Below are 22894 nucleotides of genomic sequence, written 5' to 3' on the forward strand. Positions count from 1 at the left end.
TTAGTAGAAGGAGTAGCGCAGACCCGCGCGGATGGCGTGGAGGTTGAAGCCGTTGTCGCGGCCCTGGACGCCCGTGGCGCCAGCGGCGCGGTCGCCGGCGTCGAAGGCGAAGGCCTCGCCTTCCGAAACGCGGGTGTAGCGATAGCCGACGTCGAGCGCGAGGGAGTGGGTCAGGTCGATGCTCGCGCCCGCCATGAGCGAGGCGGCGAAGCGCCAGCTGTCGAGGCCTTCATGGATGCCGACATAGTTGTTGGCATCGCCGCAGTTCGGCGCGCAGACTTCGTTGCGCATCTCGCCGTAGCTGACATTCGCGAAGCCGACGCCGGCGCCGATATAGGGCGTGACCGCGCCGAAATAGCCGAGATCGACATAGGCGTTGGCCATGACGGTCCAGAGATCGGCCTTCGAGCTGTCGTTGAAGCGGCAGCCGGAATAGCCGAACGAGTAGGCGCAGTCGCTCGAGCCCTTGACCTTGAAATTGTAGTAGTCGGCGGTCAGATCGGTGCGGAAATGGTCGGCCCAACGATAGCCGACGCCGCCGCCGACGCTGTAGCCGTCCTTGAACTCGATCGAGGAGTAACGGAAATCGTCGCCATAGAGGCCGCTATGGGCGTCGAAATAGCGGTAGGACCCCGAGGTCTCGCTCGAGAACGCGTAGCCGGCGTCCGCGCGGATGTACCAGCCGCTGTAGTCGGCGGGCGCGTCAACGACCGGGATCGGCTCGATGATGTCGGCGGCCTTGGCAGCCATGGGGGAAAGGAAGGCGCTCGCCAGAAGGGCGACAGCAAGCCGGTTCATATCAAAGATCTCCAGACTTCGAACACGCAGCGGCTTGGGTTCCGCAGTGCCTTCAAATCTAAAGATTAATGATTAACCGAAGATTACCTTCCGTTGGGGCAGAGGCCCAGTCCGTGGCTTGAGCGCAACAGTGCGCGTGCAAGCCGAGGGTCTGCCGGGGGTCTGAGAGGGCCACGCCCCTTGCCCTCCCCCAAAAGAGAGATCGGCCGCCACGTCCCCAATCTGGGTGAAGCGTCCTCGGCCGGAGGCCGAAAGGGGTTGTCCGACGCGGTCGAGACACCGGAACGCGAGCGATGGACTAAACCCGCCGAACCGAGCCGGCGGGCTTTGCCGACCGCCTCTCAGGCCGCGGTGCGGCGCAGGACGTCCACGATATCGTCCACCACGTCCGAGACGAGGCGCGCGTCGTCGCCTTCGGCCATGACGCGGATCAAGGGCTCGGTGCCGGACGGACGGATCACGAGGCGGCCGGACTGGCCGAGCCGCTCGCGGCCGAGATTGATGACGTCCTGCACGCTCGGCAGTTCCAGCGGCGCGCCGCCGCCGAAGCGCACGTTCTTCAGGACCTGCGGCACCGGCTCGAACTTGCGACAGACCTCGGACACGGTGCCGCCGGCCTTGCGCACCACGGCGAGCACCTGCAGCGCCGAGACGAGCCCGTCGCCCGTCGTGCCGAAATCCGACAGGACGATATGGCCGCTCTGCTCGCCGCCGACATTGTAGCCATGCTGGCGCATGTGCTCCACGACATAGCGATCGCCGACCTTGGTGCGGGCGAGCTGGATCTGGCGGTCATTGAAGAAGCGCTCCAGACCGAGATTGGACATGATCGTCGCCACCACGCCGCCGGCGGCGAGGCGCCCGTCCTCGGACCAGGCTTCGCCGATCACCGCCATGATCTGGTCGCCGTCGACGATCTCGCCGTGCTCGTCCACGATCAGCACTCGGTCGGCGTCGCCATCGAGCGCGATGCCGATATCGGCGCGCACTTCGCGCACCTTGGAGCGGAGCGCGTCCGGGCTGGTGGAGCCGCAATTGAGATTGATATTGGTGCCGTTCGGCTCGACGCCGAGCTTCACCACTTCGGCGCCGAGCTCCCAGAGAACGTCGGGCGCGACGCGATAGGCCGCGCCATTGGCGCAGTCGATGGCGACCCTGACGCCATCCAGCGACAGCTCGCGCGGCAGCGTGCGCTTGGCGAACTCGGCATAGCGGTCCCGGCCGCCATCGTCGTAATGCTTGGCGCGGCCGAGATGCGAGCCGACCGACAGGCGCGAGCTCAGATCCTCGTCGATCAGCCGGTTGATCTCGGCCTCCAGTTCGTCCGACAGCTTGTAGCCGTCCGGCCCGAAGAGCTTGATGCCATTGTCCTCGAACGGATTGTGCGAGGCGGAGATCATGACGCCGATATCGGCGCGCATGGAGCGCGTCAGCATGGCGACGGCCGGCGTGGGAATCGGACCGAGCATCAGCACGTCGACGCCCACGGCCGTGAAGCCCGCGCAGAGCGCCGGCTCCAGCATGTAGCCGGACAGGCGCGTGTCCTTGCCGATCACGACGCGGTGCCGGTAGTTGCCGCGCTGGAAGGCAAGGCCGGCGGCCATGCCGACCTTCATGGCGATTTCCGGCGTCATCGGATGGCGGTTGACGCGGCCGCGAATGCCGTCGGTGCCGAAATAGGATTTGGCCATGGTGTTCCCCTCGCCGTCTCGTTCCCTGCCCTAGCCGCGCCCCCGATCGGTCGTGGGCCTGCGAGGGCGGGATGCGAGATCGCGGCGTCCCCCGCCTGCGATCCCGTGCCCTTCACCAAAAAAGGCGGGCCGAGGCCCGCCTTTCGCTCGATGGTTCCTCTGCCGCCTCAGGCGGTCGGCTGCGGCTCCAGACCGCCGTCCGTGTCGTCGCGCGGACCGCTCGGCTTAGTGGAGCCGGCCTTCGGCACGGCCGAACCACGCGAGGGCGGCGTGTCGTCGCCCATGTCGCGGGCGAGCGGCTTGCCGGCCAGGAGATCGCGCACCTCGTCGCCCGAGAGGGTCTCGTATTCGAGAAGGCCGTTGGTCAGCGTGTGCAGCTGGTCGATATGCTCGCGCAGGACGGCGCGGGCGCGGTTCTCGGCGACCTCGATGATGCCGCGCACCTCGGAGTCGATCAGACGCGCGGTTTCTTCCGACATGTTCTGCTGCTGCGACACCGAATGGCCAAGGAAGACCTCTTCCTGGTTCTGGCGGTAGCGCAGGCGGCCGAGCTTGTCGCTCATGCCGTATTCCATGACCATCGCGCGGGCCATGTTGGTGGCCTGCTGGATGTCGTTGGACGCGCCAGTGGTGACGTTGTCGAGACCGTAGATGATCTCCTCGGCCGCGCGGCCGCCGAAGATCATGGCAAGGCGCGCTTCCATCTCCATCTTCTTCATGCCGTAGCGGTCGCGCTCCGGCAGGTTCATGGTGACGCCGAGCGCCCGGCCGCGCGGGATGATCGTGACCTTGTGCAGCGGGTCGTTGCCGGGCACGTGGATACCGACGAGCGCGTGGCCGGCCTCATGATAGGCGGTCAGCTTCTTCTCTTCCTCAGTCATGGCCATGGACCGGCGCTCGGCGCCCATCATGACCTTGTCCTTGGCGTCCTCGAACTCCAGCATCGTGACGAGGCGCTTGGAGCGGCGAGCCGCCATCAGCGCGGCCTCGTTCACGAGATTGGCGAGATCGGCGCCCGAGAAGCCCGGCGTGCCGCGCGCGATGGTGCGCAGGTCGACATTGGGGGCCAGCGGCACGTTGCGAACATGGACCTTCAGGATCTTCTCGCGGCCACCGACATCGGGGTTCGGCACCATGACCTGACGGTCGAAGCGGCCCGGACGCAGAAGCGCCGGGTCGAGAACGTCGGGACGGTTGGTCGCGGCGATGAGGATGATGCCCTCGTTCGCCTCGAACCCGTCCATCTCCACGAGAAGCTGGTTCAGCGTCTGCTCGCGCTCGTCATTGCCGCCGCCGAGGCCCGCGCCGCGATGGCGGCCGACGGCGTCGATTTCGTCGATGAAAATGATGCAAGGGGCGTTCTTCTTGGCCTGCTCGAACATGTCGCGCACGCGGCTCGCGCCGACGCCGACGAACATTTCCACGAAGTCAGAGCCCGAGATGGTGAAGAAGGGCACGTTGGCCTCGCCCGCGACGGCGCGCGCCGTCAGCGTCTTACCCGTGCCCGGAGGGCCGACGAGGAGGACGCCGCGCGGGATCTTGCCGCCGAGGCGCTGGAACTTCTGCGGCTCGCGCAGGAACTCCACGATCTCCTCGAGATCCGCCTTGGCCTCGTCCACGCCCGCGACATCCGCGAAGGTGACGCGGCCATGCGCCTCGGTCAGGAGCTTGGCCTTGGACTTGCCGAAGCCCATGGCCTTACCGCCCGCGCCGCCCTGCATCTGGCGCATCAGGAAGATCCAGACGCCGAGAATCAGGAGGATCGGACCGAAGGAGATCAGGATCGACCAGATCGGATTGACATTGTCCGAGGGCGGGCTCGCGTTGATCTGGACGTTGCGCTGCTCAAGCCGGCTGACGAGCTGCGGATCGCCCGGCGAATAGGTCTGGAACGGCGTCGCGCCGTCCGTGTACGAGCCGGAAATGCGCTGGCCCTGGATCGTGACGGAGCGCACGCGACCGGAATCGACATCGGACAGGAACTGCGAATAGGGCACTTCGCGCGAGTTCGAGTTCGGCGACCCGTTCGAGAAAAGCTGAAACAACGCGATCAGCAGAAGCGCTATGATCGCCCAAACGGCGAAATTGCGGAAGTTCTGGTTCATCATCCGTCCTGGAAATGCGCCCTGGCGACCGTGCGTCCATCGACGCAGGAGGCTTCGACTTGCCCTCGAATGTAGGTGTACGCCACCCCCTTGCCAACAGGTTCACCGTGATTTGCGGCATTTTGGAGCCGGCCGGTTAACGCGGCCCGCGCCGGGAAGACCAAATCCGCGCAAACGCGCCAGCCGACCCGGCAGGACAGGCGCAAGGGCACTGCCGCCGCGTCCCCCGCGCGACGGGTCAAATCGGGATGCACGGCGCGGATCACCCCGGCCTCGTCCAGCGTGATCGGCAGGGTGCCGTACCGTGCCCCTCCCCTGCCCGAACGACCATAGGCGGCGATCCGCCCCCATGAATCCTCGGGGGATCGCTCGATGTCGAACCTCCGGTCGAAACAGGCGCGGGGCGCGTTTGACGGCCATAGGAGATCGGGCGGCCCCTCGCGGCCATATTCGCGGCCGGCGCGCACATGTCCCGCCCGCCATTCCACACGCGCCCCACCGAGCGTCGACGCGCCCTGCGGCTCCGTGTCGATCCGGCGGGCGAGACGGTCGAGCGCCTCGGCGGCGGGCGGATAGAGCGCGCCGCCGGCCGCCGTCACGGCGCGCGACAGGAGACGGGCATCAGTCGCCTGCGTCGGCCATTCGACCTCGCCGAGCGGGGACACCGCGAGGTCGCCGCGCGCGACGAGCGCGTCCAGCCGAGCCGCCAGGTCCTCATCCTCGACCGTCCGCAGCCGTCCAGCCGCATCCAGCGCCGCGAGAATCGCGCGCTCTTCGCTCGGCGAGTGCGGCGCGGCACGCAGCCGGGCGCGGGCAAATCGAAGGTCGCGATTGGTCGGATCATCTGCGGCGCACACGCCGGCCCTTTCGACGATCGCAACGAGGTCGCGCTTCGGAAGCGTCAGAAACGGGCGCAGGAGCACCAAGCCGGGTTCGAGATCGCGCCAGGCGCGCATTCCCGCGAGCGCCGTGCCGCGTGCCCCGCGCTCCCGCGCCAGGAGATACGTTTCGATCTGGTCGTCGCGGTGATGGGCGGTGAGAATCGCGCCCGCGCCGATCGCATGAGCGTGCGCGGCTAGTCGCTCGTAGCGCGCCGCGCGGGCCTTGGCCGAGACGTTCCCGCGCAGCGGCGCGGTGCGATTCCAGAATAGCGTGCGATGCGGCAGATCGAGGCTTCGGGCGATCCGCGCGACTTCGGCCGCTTCCGCCGCGCTCTCTGGCCGCAAGCCATGATCGACGGTCGCGACCTCGATCGCTCGGGGCAGACGGCCCGACGCCCGCGCTTCGGCACCGGCGAGAAGCAGCGCCAGGGAATCCGGCCCGCCGGAAACGGCGAGAAGCAGGCCGCCATGGCGGCGATCGGGAGGGCAAGATGCGAGCGCGGCCTGAAGGGCGAGAATCGCGGCGTCGAGCGGCCCGGCGCCACCCGGCGCGGAGCCGCCGTCGCGCATCAGCCGCAGCGGGCCGTCTTTTCCTCGGCCTGCACCTTGCGCTTCACATTGGCGCTCATGTTCGGATAGCGCTTGTTGATCTCGGAATAGGTGATGCAGGCGGTCTCGCGATTGTCGAGATGCACGAGCGACATGCCGAGCTTCAACATCATTTCCGGCGCCTTGGGCGTCTGCGGATGGGCCTTCTGCGCGTTCAGGAAGACCTCGGCGGCTTCCCGGTATTTCGACTGCGCGTAAAGGCTTTCGCCGAGCCAGTACTGGGCGTCCGGCGTGTCGCTCGCGTTCGGATAGGTCTGCGTGTACTGGCGGAAGGTCTGCTCGGCCTGCGCGTAGTCGCCCGACAGCATGTAATTGTAACCGAGCCCGTAAAGCTCGCCCGGCGCCTTGCCCTTGATCGAGGCGACCTGCATCTGGTCGGGCGCCGGGGCGGCTGGCTTGGACGCCGCCGAGCCCGAGCCGATCAGGGCGCCGATCTCGTCGCCGCCCGCCTGCGCGGAGGCGGGCGCGCGCGAGGGCGCATCGCTCATCGAGGGCGGCGTGGCGGAGGCGACGCGCGAGGGCGCGTCCGCCGCGCCGGGAAGGCTCGGTGCCGGCTCGGCCTCGGAGCGGCGCTGCGGAGCGGCTGGCGCGGCACCGCCGCCACCCTTCTTTTCCAGATCCTGGAAGCGGAACTCGTTGTCTTCCTGCGTCTTGCGCAGCTGTTCCTGAAGCTGCAGCACGAGGAAGGACAATTCCTCCACCTTGCCGGTCAGCCGGCGCATCTCGTCTTCCATCTGGCTGATGCGGACCGTGGCGTCCGACATCTGCGCCATGCGCACCGGGGGCGCCGCCTCGCGGGTCTCGGCGCGCGGTGCAGAGCCGCTGAAGCCGAAAGGCAGTTCCAGCGCACCGGCCGGTCCGGCCAGCGCCGCCAGGGCGACACCTGTGACGAGAAAGCGTGAAACGAGCGAGCCAGCCATGCGTTATCCCTTCCCTGGCGCGAAGGGCGGCCCGCGAAAGCGGTGGCGGCTTCGGCGCCCTGTCGACGTCCTCGCCGCTTTACGGAACGGGAAGGCGTCCAAAATTTGTCCGCTTCTATCACGCCCCTTTGTCCTGCAACGCAAAACGGCCCCGAAGGGCCGTTTCGACAGGGGCATTGTTGCCGAAATGCTTCAGGAGCCGGCGCCCGAGAGCACCGTGACGGCGCGGCGGTTCTGCGACCAGCAGGAAATGTCGTCGCAAACGGCGACCGGGCGTTCCTTGCCGTAGGAGATCGTGCGCATCCGGTTGGCCGAAACGCCCTTCGACGCGAGGAAGTCGCGCGTCGCGGCGGCGCGGCGGGCGCCGAGCGCGAGGTTGTATTCGCGCGTGCCGCGCTCGTCGGCATGGCCTTCCACGACGATCTGGTAGCGCGGATACTGGTTCAGCCACTGGGCCTGACGGGCGAGCGTCTGCTGGGCGTCGGCGCGGATCGAGGTCGAGTCCGTGTCGAAGAAGATGCGGTCGCCGACATTGACCGTGAAGTCCTGGCTGGTGCCCGGCGCGGCCGAGCCGCCCGCGCCACCGGCGCCGCCATAGCCGCCGGCACCGCCCGCGCCGCCGAGGCCGAGGCCCGCCGCGTTGTCGGGAAGAGCGTTGTTCTTCTTGGCGCAAGCCGAAAGCGCCAGCGCTGCAACGAGCGCGAGGGCAATTCGACCATGGACCCCAGTAGCGATGCGGCGCATGGCCGTCTCCTTCGATGTATGGATGTCTGTGACGTGTCGTTTACCATTTTCAGGGTTAACGACCCGTCAACAAGCCGTTGAAATTGTTGGCCGGAGCTATTCCAGCGCGGGCGACCAGGCCGGGTCCGAGGCGAAGTTGGGCGTGGCGACGCGCTGCTCGTTCCGGCCGGTCAGGTCGATCGAATAGAGCTGCGGACCGCCGCCCTGATCGCGGAAGAACATGATGACGCGGCCGTTCGGCGCCCAGGTCGGCCCTTCGGCGTGGAACGAGGAGGTGAGGATGCGCTCGCCCGACCCGTCCGGCTTCATGACGCCGATCTGGAACTGGCCGCCCGACTGCTTGGTGAAGGCGATCAGATCGCCGCGCGGGCTCCAGACGGGCGTGTTGTAGCTGCCCTGGCCGAAGGAGATGCGCTGCTGGCCCGAGCCGTCGGCATTCATCGAATAGATCTGCGGCCGCCCGCCACGATCCGATTCGAAGACGATCTTCGTGCCGTCGGGCGAATAGGAGGGCGAGGTGTCGATCGCGCCGGTCGAGGTCAGGCGCGTCGTCGCCCGAGAGCGCAGGTCCATGGCGTAGAGATTGGCGTTGCCGTCCTGCTGGAGGCTCATCACCACCTTCTGGCCGTCCGGCGAGAAGCGCGGCGCGAAGGTCATGCCGGGGAAGTTGCCGACCACCTCGCGCTGACCGGTTTCCAGCTGCAGGAGGTAGACGCGCGGCTCGCCCTGGCCGAACGACATATAGGTGATTTCCTGCCGGTTCGGGGAGAAGCGCGGCGTCAGCACGAGGTCGTTGCCCTGGCTGAGATAGCGCACGTTCGCGCCGTCCTGGTCCATGATGGCGAGGCGCTTGCGGCGCTTGTCCTTGGCGCCGGTCTCGTCCACGAACACGATGCGCGTGTCGAAATAGCCCTTCTCGCCCGTCAGCCGCTCGTAGATCGCGTCGGCGATGATATGGGCGATGCGGCGCCAGTTGTCGGGGCTCGCATAGAACTGCTGCCCGTCGAGCTGGCCGCCGGCATAGGTGTCCCACAGGCGGAACTCGACGCGCAGCCGCCCGTCGGCCTCCGGCGTCACGCGGCCCGACACGAGGGCCTGCGCGTTGATGACGGTCCAGTCCTGGAAGCGCGGCGTCTGGTCGGGCGACAGGTCCTTCTGGATGAAGGCCGCCGGGTTGATCGGCGCGAAGAGGCCGGAGCGCTTCAGGTCGGCCGCGACGACTTCCATCAGCTTGGCGCCGAGCCCGTCGCGCGACTGGAAGGCCGGCAGCGCGATCGGCAGCGGCTGGACATTGCCCTGGTTGACGTTGATCTCGACCTTCGCCTGAGCCGGGGCGGCGACGGCGAGGCCCGCGACGGTGGCGGCGAGGGCCAAGCTCAGGAATTTCATGGTGCGGGTCATGCTGGTGCGAGGCTTGGTGGTGAGAGTCATGGGGAGAAACCTTCCCGTTCGATCACCGGGCGCTTGTCGCGCCTTGCGGCGCACCCGTGCTCTTGGAGGTGTGGAGGCGAGGCGGCGCTTGGACGCCGCCGCGATGGCGAAATGAGGTCAGAACATCTGGCTCGGGTCGAAATTGACGGTGACGTCCGCCCAGGTCTCGTATTTCTCCGCCGGCAGGTTGTAGGGCGCGCAGCGACGAACCGCACGGATCGCGGCTTCCGCCGCTGCCCGCTGGGCCGGAGACGCACCGCCGCCCTCTTCGATCTGCGGCATGCCCTGGACCGCGCCGGACGGGTCGAGCTGCATCGAAATCTTCACCTGGAACGAGCCCGCATCCGTATTGCCGGCCGGCGGGTTCCAGCATTTGGAGATCTGGCCGCGCAGCGCGTCCATCTCGCTCTGCGAGAGCTGCCCACCCGTCTGCGTCTTGCCGCCGAGCGATGCCGTTTGGGTCGAGCGCTTGGCGCCGCCGCCGGCCGAATCCTGCGTGTTCTTCAGCGCCGCCAGAACCGCGTCCTCCAGCGGATCGCGCTCGGACGCGCGGGTGCCGGGCTTCTTGGTTTCCTTCGGCTTTTCCTTCGAGGCTTCGGTCGCCTTGCTCTTGTCCGGCATCTTGGGCTTCTCGGGCGGCTTTTCCTTCACCGGCTCCGGCTTCTTCTCGGCCACTTTCACCGGCTCGGGCGGCTTGGGCTCGGGCGGCTTCGGCTTGGCCTGGGGCGCGGGCACGTTCCGGGGCGGGGCCGGCGGCTTCTCGGCCTCGGCCTTGGCGATCTCGGCGGCGAGCGGATCGATCTCCGGCGCGCTGTCGGCCTCTTCCGTTTCCGGCTCGGGTTCGGGCGGCGGCGGCGTCGGCTCGGGCACCTTCACGGGCTCGGGCTTGGGCTCGGGCGGCTTGGCGGCAGGGGGCGGCGGCGGCGGAGGCGGTGCCTCGTCCACCGTGGTCTTCACGCTTTCGCGCGGCGCGGCCTTGGGCGCGGGCGGCGTCGGAAGGTCGACCTCGTTGTCGCCGACATTCTGCGCCGGCATCGGAAGCTTGGATTCGGTCTTGGTCGGCTGGGGCGCGGGCGTGTCGGTCTGCGGCGCCTTCTCGTCGCCGATCATCGACTGGCTGACTTCGGTCACGAGTTCGACGGGCACGGCCTCGCTGCCCATGTCGAGCTTTTCGGGCGCGCCCAGCGACCAGAGCCCCCAGGTGAGGAGGACGACGTGAACCGCAACGGAGGTTGAAAGCGACGACTTCATGGGCGCGTCAGCTCTTGGCCCCGGTCTTGGGGGCTCCAGTGGTGGCGGCAGAGGCCTTGGAGGCGGCCTTTTCCTGCGAGGTGACGAGGCCGATATTCTTGAAGCCGGCGGCCGAAATGCGGGCCATGACCTGCATCACCGTGCCGTAGCTCGCTTCGCCGTCGGCGCGCAGGAAGATGCGCTCCTCGTAGCCCGCTTCCGCGATGGCCTTGAGCTGCTCCACCACCGCGTCCGCCTGGACCGGCGTTTCCTGCAGATAGATTTCGCCGCCGCGCTGCACCGAAATGGTGATCGGCTGCTTGTCGGCGCTGAGCGCCTTGGCGGCCGTCTTGGGCAGTTCGAGCGGCACGCCCACCGTCATCAGGGGCGCCGCCACCATGAAGATGATGAGCAGAACCAGCATGACGTCCACCATGGGCGTCATGTTGATTTCGGCCATCGGCTGCCGGCGCTTGCCGCGGCGGCGTCGTGATCCCCCGCCCGATGATGCGGCGCCCGTCGACATGCCCATTGTGTCTGATCCCCTCGTCTCTTCTGGCCGATAAGCGCCGCGCGATCAGCGCCCGGCGCTCGCCTTCTCGTCGATCTGACGCGACAGGATGGAGGAAAACTCGTCCGCGAAGGCTTCGAGCCGCATGCCGAGCTTGCTCGCGTCGGCCGAGAGCTTGTTGTAGGCGATGACGGCGGGAATGGCGGCCACGAGGCCGATCGCGGTCGCGAGCAGCGCTTCGGCGATGCCGGGCGCGACCACGGCAAGGCTCGTCTGCTCCGACGCCGCGATGCCCTGGAAGGCGGTCATGATGCCGACCACCGTGCCGAACAGGCCGATAAAGGGCGAGGCCGAGCCGACGGTGGCAAGGAAGCCGAGGCGCGATTCCAACTCGTCCATCTCGCGCGCCATGGTCACGTCCATGGCCTTCTCGATGCGGGTCTGAAGGCCGATCGGCGAACGGGCGCCCTTCTCGAAGCTCTTCTTCCATTCGCGCATGGCGGCCACGAACAAGGCGCCCATGCCGGACGTCTTGCGGTCGGACAGGGTGTGGTAGAGCTCTTCCAGCGACTGGCCGCTCCAGAAATTGCTCTCGAAACTGTTGAGCTGCCGGCGGAAACGGCCGAAGCGCGCCCATTTGTCGAAGATGATCGCCCAGGTCCAGACCGACGCGGCGAGAAGCCCCAGCATGACGAACTTCACGACGAAGCCGGCCTGCCAGAAAAGCCCCATCAAAGACATGTCGCTGCCATGGGCGGCGAGCGCAGTCTGTGCGACGTCGTTCATCCTCGAGTCCCTCGAATTCGTAAAGCCGGCGGCCCGTTCGCGCCACGGCGCCGATCGAGGCGCCACACGCCATGGACCACGCGCCGAAGCCGCTGCGCCCCCGCCCGTCCTTTCACCGTCGAATCCGGTAAAAGAATGGCGCGGCAACAGCTTCGGGCGCGACGCTCATGAAGCACCATTAGGGTTAACAATCCGTTTCCGGCCGATAACCCGTGCGCGGATCGAGCGAGACGGACGGCCGAGGCCGTGTCTACTCCCCGCCCGCTCCCCCCGGCTGGAGCCGCTCGGCCACGAGCGGGGGCATGCGGCGGGGCTTGCCTTCGGGGGAGATGACGGCGACCTTCACCTTGGCCTCGATCAGGACCTCCTCGCCGTTCAGGATGCGCTGGTCGAGCACGACGCGCGCGCCGCCGAGAAGCGCGGTGCGGGTTTCCACGGTCAAGACATCGTCGATCCGGGCGGGGCGCAGGAACTCGATCTCCATGCGCCGCACCGCGAAGGCCATCGGCTCACCGAAGGCGCCCTCCATCAGCTCGCGATGGCCGATGCCATGCAGGCGCAGATAGTCGGTGCGCCCGCGCTCCAGGAAATGCAGATAGCGCGCATGGTAGACGACGCCGGAAAAATCCGTGTCCTCGAAATACACCCGCACGTCGAGACGATGGCCGAACTCCGTCAGCCGGCCGGCAAGCTGATCTGTCATGGTGGACGTCATAGCGATCCGCCGAGCCACGCGCCACCATCCCCCGCCCTGTCATGCAACCGTCGCAAAACCGTCACCTGTGTTTTGCCGGAGCCTGATTGACCTCGAACGCAGTCCGCCGCTCGACCCAGGAGATTCGCATGTCGCCCCGTCTCGCCGTCACCCTGACGCTTCTCGCCTCCACGGCGCTGCCGGCCGCCGCCTTCGCACAGCCCGTGTTCAACCGCGTCGGCTCCTTCTCGGTCGTCCGCAACCTGCACGCCGGCGCGGACGAGAAGACCGCGACCTCCGCCGAGATCGTGACGGCCTCCGAGGACGGCAACACGCTCGTCTATTCCGACAGCCCGCATGGCGGCATCGGTTTCATCGACATCGCCGAGCCTCATGCCCCGAAGCCCGCCGGCTATCTGAAGCTCGAGGGCGAGCCGACCTCCGTGGCGGTCGCGCGCGGTCATGTCCTCGTCGGCCTCAACACGTCGAAGAGCAAGGCGGAGCCGAGCGGGCAGCTCGTCGCGGTGGATCTGGCGGCCAAGACGGCGGGCGAGACTTGCGACCTCGGCGGCCAGCCCGACAGCGTGGCGGTGTCGCCCGACCGCAGCTTCGCGGCGATCGCCATCGAGAACGAGCGGGACGAGACGGTCAACGACGGAGCCCTGCCCCAGATGCCGGCCGGCTTCCTGGCGCTCGTCGCCTTGAAGGACGGGGCGCCCGATTGCTCGACCCTTCGCCGCGTCGAGCTGACCGGCCTGACTGAAATCGCGCCCGAAGACCCCGAGCCCGAATTCGTCGACATCAACGACCGCAACGAGGTCGTGGTGTCGCTCCAGGAAAACAACCATATCGCCATCGTCGACGGCGCGAGCGGCAAGGTGACCGCTCATTTCTCGGCCGGCAGCGTTGCGCTGGACGGGGTCGACACCGAGAAGGACGGCAAGCTCGATTTCACCGGCAAGGTCGAGGCGCGCCCGCGCGAGCCCGACGCCGTGAAATGGCTGAAGGACGGGCGCATCGCCGCCGCCGACGAGGGCGACTGGAAGGGCGGCACGCGCGGCTTCACCATCTTCAACCGCGACGGCACGGTCGCCTATGAATCGGGCGCCTCGCTGGAGCGCGAGGTCGCGCGCCTCGGCCACTTCCCCGATAAGCGGGCCGACAAGAAGGGCATCGAGCCCGAGGGCCTGGCCACCGGCACGTTCGGAGGCGAGACCTTCCTCTTCGTGCTCGCCGAGCGTGCCTCGGTGGTGGCCGTCTATCGCGACACGGGCGCGGAGCCCGAACTGACGCAGATCCTGCCGTCGGGCATTTCGCCCGAAGGCGCGGTGGCGATCCCCCAGCGCAACCTTCTCGTCACCGCCAACGAGGCCGATCTCGGCGAAAAGGGCGGCGCGCGCTCGCATGTGATGATCTACGAGCGGGCGGAGGGCGAGGCGGCCTATCCGACCATCGTCTCGACCGACGACAAGAGCGGCAACCCGATCGGCTTCGGCGCTCTGTCGGGTCTCGCCTCGGCCGGCGAGCCGAACCGCTTCTATGCGGTCAGCGACAGCGTCTACGGCAAGATGCCCCGCATCTATGCGGTGGACGCGGCGACCAAGCCCGCCCGCATCGTCTCGGCGATCGACGTGACGCGCGACGGCAAGGCCGCGGCGAAGCTCGACCTCGAAGGCATCACGCCGGACGGCAAGGGCGGCTTCTGGCTCGCCAGCGAAGGCAATCCGGAAAAGGAGGTGCCGCACGCGCTGGTCCATGTCGACGGCAAGGGCGCGATCGAGGAGGAGGTCACCTTCCCCGAAGGGCTCCTCGCCTCGCAGACGCGCTTCGGCGCGGAAGGCGTCGCGCTCGCCGGCGGCAAGATCTGGATCGCCATCCAGCGCCCCTGGACGGACGACCCAAAGAACGAGACCAAGCTTCTCGCCTACGACCCGGCGACCAAGGAATGGGGTGCCGTGCTCTACCCGCTCGACCCGGCCAAGGACGGCGCCTGGAACGGCCTGTCGGAAATGACCGTCCATGGCGACCACGCCTATTTCATCGAGCGCGACAACCAGATCGGCGACAAGGCCGCGCTGAAGGCGATCACGCGCGTCAAGCTTTCGGAGCTGAAGCCCGCGCCGCTCGGCGGCGCGCTGCCCGTCGTCACGAAGGAAAAGGTGCGCGATCTCCTGCCGCTCCTCACCGAAGCGACGCATGGCTATGTCGTGGACAAGGTCGAAGGGCTCGCGATCGACGACAAGGGCGAGATGACGGTCGTCACCGACAATGACGGCGTGGACGATTCCTCCGGCGAGACCCTGTTCCTCAAGATCGGCAACGTGACCGAAAAATCCGCTTCGCTCGCGAAGTAAACGCCCATCCGTTCGACGGGAATCTCAGGGCCGGCGGAGCGATCCGCCGGCCTTGCTCGTCTCGATCACACGCCCTTCAGGAGGATGACCGTCGGCTGTCTCGGCAGGGTGCGGGCCGAGAGGGTCAACGTGTCCTCTGCGCGTCGTTCCACGCCGAAATCGGGAATTTGCTCCAGAAACCGCTCGATGGGCGTGCGGAAGCGGTGCATCGGCAGGACCACGGAGGCATGAAGCCGCTCGGCGATCTCGCCCATGCCGCGCTGGCTCATGGTCCAGGACCCGTCCACCGGCACCATGAGCACGTCGAGCCGCCCGATCGCGGCATAGTCCTCCTCGGTCAGCTTGTGGTGGAGATGGCCGAGATGCCCGATGCACAGCCCGTCCGCCTCGAAGATGAAGATGGAATTGCCGTCCGCCTCGAACGTGCCGAAGCGGTTGATGTCGGTCGGGACATTGCGGATCAGGACATCGCCGACGGTGACATTATGCCGGGCCGCGCCACCCGCCGGATTCCAGCCCCGCAGCACCGTGCCGATCGCGGGGTCGGGAAAGTCGGTGTAATGGGTCGAATGGGCCTTGTTCATGGTGACGACGTCGGGCACCGGCCCCGCGCCCGAAAAACCGGCATAGTCGGTGGCGATCCGCACCCCCTGCCCGGTTTCGATGAGATAGGTCGCGTGGTGGACAAAGGTGATACGCACCTCGCCCAACGTTCTCGCCGCCACGCGCCATGGGGCGGTGGCGTCCAGCGAGGCGGTGCGGACGCCCGCGCGCTCGGCGACGGCAAGGCAGGTGCTCGGCGCCCCCTCCCCGTCTTGCGCCATGGCGGCTTGCATCGGAACGAGAAAGCTCAAGGCCAGAAGAAGCCGTCGCATCGCATCGCCTTTCGGACGGAGGCATTTGCTAACCTCAGCTTACCTCCGGGCGGCGCGCGGCCAAGTCATATTCCCGCGAGGACAAGCCGGCCTCGCGCTGGACGATCGCGGGCCGAAAACCTATAGAAACACCATTCATCTGAAATCTTGACGAGACAGGTGCCCGATGGCCGGTCATTCCCAATTCAAGAACATCATGCATCGCAAGGGCCGGCAGGATGCCGTGCGCTCCAAGATGTTCTCCAAGCTGGCACGCGAAATCACGGTGGCGGCCAAGAGCGGCACGCCCGATCCCGACATGAATCCGCGCCTGCGCCTGGCGATCAACAACGCCAAGGCGCAGTCCATGCCCAAGGACAACATCCAGCGCGCCATTTCGAAGGGCTCGGGCGCCGACACCGAGAACTACGACGAGGTCCGCTACGAGGGCTACGGTCCCGGCGGCGTCGCCGTCATCGTCGAGGCGCTGACCGACAACCGCAACCGCACCGCCTCCAACGTGCGCTCCTACTTCACCAAGTCCGGCGGCGCGCTCGGCGAAACCAATTCCGTGTCCTTCCTGTGGGACCGCGTCGGCGAGATCGTCTATTCCGCCAAGGCCGGCGACGCGGACAAGGTGATGGAAGCCGCGATCGAGGCCGGCGCGGACGACGTCCAGTCCGACGAGGACGGCCACCGCATCCTCACCGCCTTCGCCGATCTCGGCGACGTGTCGGCGGCGCTGGAAAAGACGCTGGGCGAGGCCGAAAGCGTCAAGATCATCTGGCGCCCGCAGACCGGCGTGCCGGTGGACGAGGACAAGGCCCAGAGCGTCCTGCGCCTCATCGCCAATCTCGAGGACGATGACGACGTGCAGAACGTCTACGCCAATTTCGAAGTGGACGAAGAGGTCATGGCGAAGCTTTCCGCCGCCTGATCCCTTTCATCTCGCTCTGCAAGAAGGCCGCGCCGGTTCACACGGCGCGGCCTTTTTTCGTGGCGTCCGTTGCCCGCCCATTCGGGCACGCGGTTCTCAGTTGATGTTCACCACCACGGTGCCGTCGATCACGAAGACGGAGCCGGAACGCGGCCATTCCGGACGCTCGCCGGCCGCGCGCAGAATGTCCTCGCGGCGGGCTCCGGTGATGGGCGCGATGCGCGGGTCGATATGGCGGAAGATCCATTCCTGCGACCAGAGCGTTGCGCGCGATGTCGACGGCACCCCGGTCGAGGCCAGGGAAAAGGGCTTTTCGTAGCGCACCACGAGAGGGATCGGTCCTTGCATGGACAGCCCTGCCTCGGCGGCGGCTTCTTCCACGCGGGCCATGATCCGGTTCGTCGCGAGGAAATCGTTTCGCGAGGTCAGGTATTCGTCGAAGGCGTTCTGCGAGATGGCGACGGACGTTCCCAGAACGAGGCACCCGGCGACCACGGCCGGCACCAGCGCAAAGGATAAGCGCCAGCGTCTCGCCGTCTCGATCGCCAGAACCGCGATCGAGGCATGGGTGATCGAATAGGCGATGAGGGCGCGCGGACCGAAATCATCGATCGGCGAGGCGAAGGCCAGACAGAAGGGCGTGACGAACAGGCCGATGGCCAGAAGCGCTGCGAAAAGCGTCAGCGCCAGCCCGCCGCCCGAGGAAGCGAGCGAGACGACCACCGCGACGAGCAGGGCGATCAGCGCCCAGATCGACAGCTGCATCAACAGGTTGAAGTGCGAGATGTCATCGCCGCTCGGCACAGCGTGACCGGTCAGGATCTTCCAGAAGCGACCGTACTCGGCCAGGGCGCCCAGAATATCCACCGACGAACGCGGACTGAGCGGGACGCCCGTCCAGAAGGGCGAAAGCTTGGTCAGCACGAGATAGAGCGCGAGACCGCAGACGACGCCGGCTGCGCCGATCACCGCTTTTCGGAGCGCCGGCGCGACACGTCGCTCCGACAGAAGCGTCGCCAGGGACGCCGCGAGAATGATGGTGAGGCCGACCTGGACGGACGCCGGAAACAAGGCCGGGGCGAGTGCGAACAGGAGCGCACCGGCGATCCAGCGCCGCGACAGCATCCCGTGAACGGCGAGAGCGGCGACGGCGACCGACAGCGGATAGGCGATGCGCGTGCTGTCGAAGGAGAAGCAGATCGCGAAATAGATCGAGACGGCCGTGATCAGAACGAAACTGCCGTAGGACAGAGCGGTCGACGCGCCGATGGTCCGGGCCGCGACGACACCCGCTCCGCACAGGATCGCAACGCCCGCCATGAGCGCGAACGGGCCTGCCGGATTGGCGTCGAACAGATACCCGTAGATCAGGAAATAGCCCCAGCGCCCTTGCTGGGCGAAGGTCATGTAGTCGCCACTGACGCTCTGGGTCTGAATGATGTCGTCGGCATTGAAGGCGGGCAGAATGATCGCCGATGCGTAGCAGACATAGGCGATCAGCAAACAGGCCACGAAGTGCTGAAGGGTGAAGCGTCCGAAGAGCGGCGACTTGCGGAGCGGCGCGTCCGTCATGATGCGGGTTCGATCTCGATATTCAGCGTAAAGGACGGCATCCATCCCGGATGATCCTCGGGAAGCCTTGCCGCCTCTAGCTGATCCGCCTCCCCTTTGGAACTCCCATTCGGGATGCCCCCCGGGTCCGGAGCGCATATCGGATTCGATGGGGAGATTCCGTTACGTCAAACAGGCCCCCGGTCGAAAGTGCTCGGGTGCTTCGGAAAGGGACGGCGCGCCCCGAGCATCCGGGAGGCGGGAGCTGCTCGCACGGCGCGCGCTGCGATGTGCAAAGGACGCCGCGCCTCAGAGGCTCCTGGGTGGAGCATTAACCCCTTTCGCCCTCGCCGCCGGGATGATCGCTTCCGACACCAGCCGGTGCAGATCGGCGACGTAGCCGGAGCGGGCGGAGGGTTGCGTCTCGTCGGAGGTGATGGCGACGGTGAGCGCGAGGTCGGGGATCACGTAGATCATCTGTCCGCCATAACCCCAGCCATAGAAGCCCTCATGGCCGGCGAAGCGGTCGATGAACCAGCCATAGCCGTAGCGCCCGTCATGGAAGCGCGAGGTGGTGCGGGGCGTCCAGCTTTGATCGATCCAGCTCTTCGACAGGACGCGCGTTCCATCCGCCGCCGTGCCGCCGCGCCGGTACAACTCGCCGAAGGCCAGGAGCGAGCGCGGCGTCATCGCCATCTGGTTGCCGCCGAGATAGAGGCCTTGCGGATCGCGCTCCCAATCGCTCACGCGCACGCCCGCCGGCCCCAGCCAGTCGCGCGACAGTTGCAGGGTCGAGCGACCGGTGGCCTTGGTGAGGATCGCCGACAGGAGATGGGTCGAGCCGGTGGAATAGAGCATCGGGCCACCGGGATCGCTGACGAAGGGCCGGCGCAGCGCGTCGCGCACCCAGTTGCGCGAGGAAATCCAGGCGCCGTAATTGCCGCCCGAGGTGCGCTCCAGCCCCGCCTGCATCGACAGGAGATGACCGACCGTGACATGAAACAAGCGCGGATCGGGATCGGCGGGGAAGTCGGGGCGAAGGAAATCCGCGATCTTCTGGTCCGTCCCCTTGATCGCGCCCTTGTCGATGGCGATGCCGACGAGGGACGCGACCACGGATTTCGAGGCCGACTTGATGTTGGTGGCGCGGTCCGTCCGATTGCCACGGAACCCCTCCTCCAGCACGGTCTCGCCACCTTGCGCGACGAGCAGCGTTTCCAGCGCGGCGAGGCCGCTCGCGCGCTCGCGCACCGCACCGAAATCGGCCACAGCGGGCGCCCCGGCCTGTGAGCCCCGCGCATCGGGCGGAACCCTTGAGGGTTCGGAACCGGGCGCCGTGTCCTGCGCCAGGGCTGAAGACAGGAGGAGGCCACCGACAAGGGCGAGCGTCGCGAAGGTTTTGCCGATCATGAATCCCAGATGGCGAGCCGCGCGGGCCATCGACAGGGCGCGTCACCGCAACTTGATCCCCCGCCTTTCGCTTTGTTCCGCTTCGTTTTCGATCCGTTCACTCTTTGTCTTTAGCGTCGAAATCCGTTAAGCATTTCGGGGCGCGTGTTCATGCTGCAGGAGCGGACCATCAGGATCATCGGCATCGACCCCGGCCTTCGCCGCACGGGTTGGGGCGTCGTGGAGACCGTGGGCAATTCGCTGCGCTTCGTGGCGAGCGGCACGGTCACGTCCGACGCCAAGCTCGACCTCGCCTCGCGCCTGCGCCAGATCCATGACGGGCTCTCGGCCGTGGTTCATCACCACCGGCCCGACGAGGCGGCGGTGGAGCAGACCTTCGTCAACAAGGACGCGGTGGCGACGCTCAAGCTCGGCCAGGCGCGCGGCGTGGCGCTGCTGGTGCCCGCGCTCGCTGGCCTGCCCGTCGCCGAATACGCGCCGAACGCCGTGAAGAAGGCGGTGATCGGGGTCGGCCACGGCGAAAAGGCGCAGATCCACATGATGGTGAAGGTGCTGATGCCGCGCGCGACCTTCGAGGGCGACGACGCCGCCGACGCGCTCGCCATCGCCATCTGCCACACGCATCACCGCCAGTCCGCGCAGGCCCGGGCGGCCTTTGCCGGCCTGTGATGTTCTTGACTTGTTCGCATCTCGCAGCTAGGTAATACCAATTAGGTATTACACCGCGAGGTCTTTATGCGCGTGACGGAAAAAGGCCAGGTGACGATCCCCAAGCCGATCCGCGACAAGCTGGGAATCGGCCCCGGAAGTGAAGTCGCCTTCGTGGACCGGGGAGACAATGTCGTGGTGCTCGAAGCCCGTTCGGGACCGGCGAGCGACAGCGCCCCGAAGAGTTTCGAAGAATGGGCCGACAGCGTGGCCGGCACGCTGGACCTCGGCGGCATGACGACGGACGAATACATGGAATGGCTGAGAGGTCCGCGTGACGATCTCGACTCTCATTGACACCAATGTCCTGATCGATCTCCTGAGCCCAGCCGATGCCGCGACGCGGCCTTGGTCCCTTGCACAAATGAAGCGTTGCACGACGGAAGGGCCGATCGTTTTCAGCGCGATCGTCTGGGCCGAACTGGCCGACCCGCGTTTTCAGGAATTTCAGTTGGCGCAGGCTTTCGCATGGCTTCAGCCCAAGCGGGAGACGTTTCCCTATGCGGCCGCATGGCCTGCCGGAGAGGCCCATCGCCTTTATCGCCGGCGCGGCGGCCGGCGCGAACGCACCCTGCCGGACTTCCTGATCGGCGCCCATGCAAAGGTCGCTGGACACCGCCTGCTGACGCGCGACGGCAGCCGCTATCGCGACTATTTTCCCGACCTCATCCTCATCTGCCCGGAGACGCATCCTTGATCGGCAAGCTGAAAGGCACGGTGGACGAGAGTGACGAGGAAAGCGCGACGATCGACGTGCATGGCGTCGGCTATGTCGCCTTCTGCGGCGCGAGGACGCTCGCCCATCTGCCGGGGCGCGGCGAGGCGGTGGAGCTCTTCGTCGAGACCTATGTGCGCGAGGACATGATCCGCCTCTACGGCTTTTCCACCAAGGCCGAGCGCGAATGGTTCCGCCTGCTTCAGAGCGTGCAGGGGGTCGGCGCCAAGGTGGCGCTGGCCGTCGTCGGCACGCTGACGCCGGGCGATCTCGCCAATGCCGTCGCCCTGCAGGACCGCGCCACGGTGGCGCGCGCGCCGGGCGTCGGGCCGAAGGTCGCCGCGCGCATCGTGGCCGAGTTGAAGGACAAGGTGCCGGCCTTTTCGGGCGCGGGCGGCGACGAGACGCTCGGCCTCAAGCGCGAGATCGGCGAGGGCGTCGCGCCCGCCCCGGTGGCGGACGCGGTGTCGGCGCTCGTCAATCTCGGCTATTCGCGCGAGCAGGCGGCGGGCGCCGTCGCGACCGCGCTCAAAGAGGCCGGCGAAGGCGCGGCGTCCACGGCGCTGATCCGGCTTGGCCTGAAGGCTCTCAGCCGATAACGAGAAGGCCGCTCCCCGATGGGAGCGGAACGGACGAGACCCATGAGCGACACCCGCCTCATCACCCCGGAAAAGCGCGGCGAGGACGTCGATGCGACGCTGCGCCCGCAAAGGCTCGACGATTTCGTCGGCCAGGCGGCGGCGCGCGCCAATCTGAAGATCTTCATCGAAGCGGCCAAGACGCGCGGCGAAGCGCTGGACCACGTGCTCTTCGTCGGTCCGCCGGGCCTCGGCAAGACGACGCTGGCGCAGATCATGGCCAAGGAACTCGGCGTCAATTTTCGCTCGACCTCCGGCCCGGTCATCGCCAAAGCCGGCGATCTCGCCGCGCTCCTCACCAATCTCGAAGAGCGCGACGTCCTGTTCATCGACGAGATTCACCGCCTTTCGCCGGCGGTGGAGGAAATCCTCTATCCGGCGATGGAGGATTTCCAGCTCGACCTCATCATCGGCGAGGGGCCGGCGGCGCGCTCGGTGAAGATCGACCTGTCCAAGTTCACGCTGGTGGCGGCGACGACGCGCCTCGGCCTTCTGACGACGCCGCTGCGCGATCGCTTCGGCATTCCCGTCCGCCTGAATTTCTACACGGTGGACGAACTCGAACATATCGTGAAGCGCGGGGCGCGGCTGATGAGCCTGCCGATGAGCGAGGACGGAGCGCGCGAGATCGCAAGGCGCGCGCGCGGCACGCCGCGCATCGCCGGCCGCCTCCTGCGCCGCGTGCGCGATTTCGCGACCATGGCCGGCGCCGAGGTGGTGGACCGGCGCACCGCCGACGAGGCCCTGACGCGGCTCGACGTCGACAGCGTCGGGCTCGACCAGCTCGACCGGCGCTATCTCGACCTCATCGCCCTCAATTTCGGCGGCGGCCCGGTCGGCATCGAGACGATCGCCGCCGCCCTGTCGGAGCCGCGCGACGCGATCGAGGACATCGTGGAGCCCTATCTCCTGCAGCAGGGCTTCATCCAGCGCACGCCGCGCGGGCGGCTCCTGACCCAGCACGCCTTCCGGCATCTCGGCCTCGCCGTGCCCGCGACCTATCAGGGCGTGCAGGCGAGCCTCTTCACCGGCGACGAAGACTGAACGGACCGACAAGCCTTGCCGGACCGAAGAGCTTCGCCGCCCTCACGCCGCCGCTTCGAGCGGATCGGGATCGTCCTCCTCGTCCTTTTCCTCGCTCTCCGCCATCGGCAGCAGGACCTCGCGATCCTCGTCGTCGTCCAGCTGCGAGAAGAGGGGCGCATGCAGGGCGAGGCGGTGATGCGGCAGCCGTGGGCATCCCGGAAGGGATGTGACGGACGCGATCGAGGCCAGAACGAGGCCCAGACTGGAAAGGAAGCGGTTGGATGGCATGACCCCCCTGCCA

Annotated in this window: 22 protein-coding genes; 7 read left to right on the forward strand and 15 right to left on the reverse strand. The window is 67.3% G+C overall.

Annotation, left to right across the window (positions count from 1 at the left end; translation table 11 throughout):
* The 11 genes from B146_RS0111205 to ybgC form a co-directional block, all read right to left on the reverse strand.
* On the reverse strand, window positions 1–798 hold the full coding sequence (locus B146_RS0111205; protein WP_019996533.1) for an outer membrane protein: 798 nt from the start codon (window positions 796–798) through the stop codon (window positions 1–3).
* 341 nt (window positions 799–1139) lie between these two features.
* The gene (gene glmM, locus B146_RS0111210; RefSeq protein WP_019996534.1) at window positions 1140–2489 is read right to left on the reverse strand and encodes a phosphoglucosamine mutase; all 1350 of its coding nucleotides are present in this window, start codon (window positions 2487–2489) and stop codon (window positions 1140–1142) included.
* Between the two features lie 167 nt (window positions 2490–2656).
* Window positions 2657–4594: an ATP-dependent zinc metalloprotease FtsH gene (gene ftsH, locus B146_RS0111215; protein WP_026358532.1), complete on the reverse strand. Its 1938-nt coding sequence runs from the start codon at window positions 4592–4594 to the stop codon at window positions 2657–2659.
* The gene (tilS, locus tag B146_RS27730) at window positions 4594–6045 is read right to left on the reverse strand and encodes a tRNA lysidine(34) synthetase TilS (RefSeq protein WP_019996536.1); all 1452 of its coding nucleotides are present in this window, start codon (window positions 6043–6045) and stop codon (window positions 4594–4596) included. Before tilS ends, ftsH begins: the two co-directional genes overlap by 1 nt.
* Complete coding sequence (gene ybgF / locus B146_RS0111225) at window positions 6045–7004, reverse strand: tol-pal system protein YbgF (protein WP_019996537.1); 960 nt, start codon at window positions 7002–7004, stop codon at window positions 6045–6047. The genes tilS and ybgF overlap by 1 nt, the downstream gene beginning before the upstream one ends.
* 192 nt (window positions 7005–7196) lie before the next feature.
* On the reverse strand, window positions 7197–7748 hold the full coding sequence (gene pal, locus B146_RS0111230; RefSeq protein WP_019996538.1) for a peptidoglycan-associated lipoprotein Pal: 552 nt from the start codon (window positions 7746–7748) through the stop codon (window positions 7197–7199).
* Window positions 7749–7844: 96 nt separating this feature from the next.
* Window positions 7845–9137 carry a Tol-Pal system beta propeller repeat protein TolB gene (gene tolB / locus B146_RS0111235; protein ID WP_155897471.1) on the reverse strand — a complete coding sequence of 431 codons (1293 nt, stop codon included), beginning with the start codon at window positions 9135–9137 and terminating at the stop codon, window positions 7845–7847.
* A gap of 159 nt (window positions 9138–9296) precedes the next feature.
* A complete protein-coding gene (locus B146_RS0111240; protein WP_019996540.1) occupies window positions 9297–10430 on the reverse strand; it encodes a hypothetical protein in 1134 nt (377 codons plus the stop codon).
* 7 nt (window positions 10431–10437) lie between these two features.
* Entirely contained in the window at window positions 10438–10941 is a 504-nt protein-coding gene (gene tolR / locus B146_RS25775) for a protein TolR (RefSeq protein WP_051091543.1), read from the reverse strand.
* 45 nt (window positions 10942–10986) lie between these two features.
* Window positions 10987–11706, reverse strand: coding sequence for a protein TolQ (gene tolQ, locus B146_RS0111250; protein WP_019996542.1), 720 nt, complete (start codon window positions 11704–11706; stop codon window positions 10987–10989).
* Between the two features lie 250 nt (window positions 11707–11956).
* Entirely contained in the window at window positions 11957–12409 is a 453-nt protein-coding gene (ybgC, locus tag B146_RS0111255; RefSeq protein ID WP_040408518.1) for a tol-pal system-associated acyl-CoA thioesterase, read from the reverse strand.
* 140 nt (window positions 12410–12549) lie between these two features.
* Between ybgC and B146_RS0111260 the strand changes: the two genes are divergently transcribed.
* On the forward strand, window positions 12550–14754 hold the full coding sequence (locus B146_RS0111260) for an esterase-like activity of phytase family protein (protein ID WP_019996544.1): 2205 nt from the start codon (window positions 12550–12552) through the stop codon (window positions 14752–14754).
* Window positions 14755–14819: 65 nt separating this feature from the next.
* Here B146_RS0111260 and B146_RS0111265 read toward each other — a convergent pair whose 3' ends face one another.
* The gene (locus B146_RS0111265; protein ID WP_019996545.1) at window positions 14820–15629 is read right to left on the reverse strand and encodes an MBL fold metallo-hydrolase; all 810 of its coding nucleotides are present in this window, start codon (window positions 15627–15629) and stop codon (window positions 14820–14822) included.
* 166 nt (window positions 15630–15795) lie between these two features.
* Between B146_RS0111265 and B146_RS0111270 the strand changes: the two genes are divergently transcribed.
* Complete coding sequence (locus B146_RS0111270) at window positions 15796–16545, forward strand: YebC/PmpR family DNA-binding transcriptional regulator (RefSeq protein WP_019996546.1); 750 nt, start codon at window positions 15796–15798, stop codon at window positions 16543–16545.
* Between the two features lie 96 nt (window positions 16546–16641).
* On the opposite strand, the gene B146_RS0111275 is transcribed toward B146_RS0111270, so the two are convergent.
* Both B146_RS0111275 and B146_RS0111280 read right to left on the reverse strand, forming a co-directional pair.
* On the reverse strand, window positions 16642–18117 hold the full coding sequence (locus tag B146_RS0111275) for a glucosyltransferase domain-containing protein (RefSeq protein WP_026358534.1): 1476 nt from the start codon (window positions 18115–18117) through the stop codon (window positions 16642–16644).
* Between the two features lie 288 nt (window positions 18118–18405).
* Entirely contained in the window at window positions 18406–19506 is a 1101-nt protein-coding gene (locus B146_RS0111280) for a serine hydrolase domain-containing protein (RefSeq protein ID WP_155897458.1), read from the reverse strand.
* A gap of 150 nt (window positions 19507–19656) precedes the next feature.
* On the opposite strand from B146_RS0111280, the gene ruvC reads away from it, so the two are divergent.
* From ruvC to ruvB, 5 genes are all read left to right on the forward strand, one after another.
* A complete protein-coding gene (gene ruvC, locus B146_RS0111285; protein ID WP_019996549.1) occupies window positions 19657–20175 on the forward strand; it encodes a crossover junction endodeoxyribonuclease RuvC in 519 nt (172 codons plus the stop codon).
* 66 nt (window positions 20176–20241) lie between these two features.
* Window positions 20242–20511 (forward strand): AbrB/MazE/SpoVT family DNA-binding domain-containing protein, encoded by a 270-nt coding sequence (locus tag B146_RS0111290; RefSeq protein ID WP_019996550.1) that lies wholly within the window; start codon window positions 20242–20244, stop codon window positions 20509–20511.
* Window positions 20489–20911, forward strand: a complete 423-nt coding sequence (locus tag B146_RS0111295) for a type II toxin-antitoxin system VapC family toxin (RefSeq protein ID WP_026358535.1) — start codon at window positions 20489–20491, stop codon at window positions 20909–20911. Before B146_RS0111290 ends, B146_RS0111295 begins: the two co-directional genes overlap by 23 nt.
* Window positions 20908–21528 carry a Holliday junction branch migration protein RuvA gene (gene ruvA / locus B146_RS0111300; protein WP_019996552.1) on the forward strand — a complete coding sequence of 207 codons (621 nt, stop codon included), beginning with the start codon at window positions 20908–20910 and terminating at the stop codon, window positions 21526–21528. Before B146_RS0111295 ends, ruvA begins: the two co-directional genes overlap by 4 nt.
* Before the next feature lie 42 nt (window positions 21529–21570).
* Complete coding sequence (ruvB, locus tag B146_RS0111305) at window positions 21571–22611, forward strand: Holliday junction branch migration DNA helicase RuvB (protein ID WP_019996553.1); 1041 nt, start codon at window positions 21571–21573, stop codon at window positions 22609–22611.
* 42 nt (window positions 22612–22653) lie between these two features.
* On the opposite strand, the gene B146_RS0111310 is transcribed toward ruvB, so the two are convergent.
* Entirely contained in the window at window positions 22654–22881 is a 228-nt protein-coding gene (locus B146_RS0111310) for a hypothetical protein (protein ID WP_019996554.1), read from the reverse strand.
* Window positions 22882–22894: the final 13 nt, after the last annotated feature.

The sequence above is a fragment of the Aureimonas ureilytica DSM 18598 = NBRC 106430 genome (assembly GCF_000382705.1).
Lineage (GTDB): Bacteria > Pseudomonadota > Alphaproteobacteria > Rhizobiales > Rhizobiaceae > Aureimonas > Aureimonas ureilytica.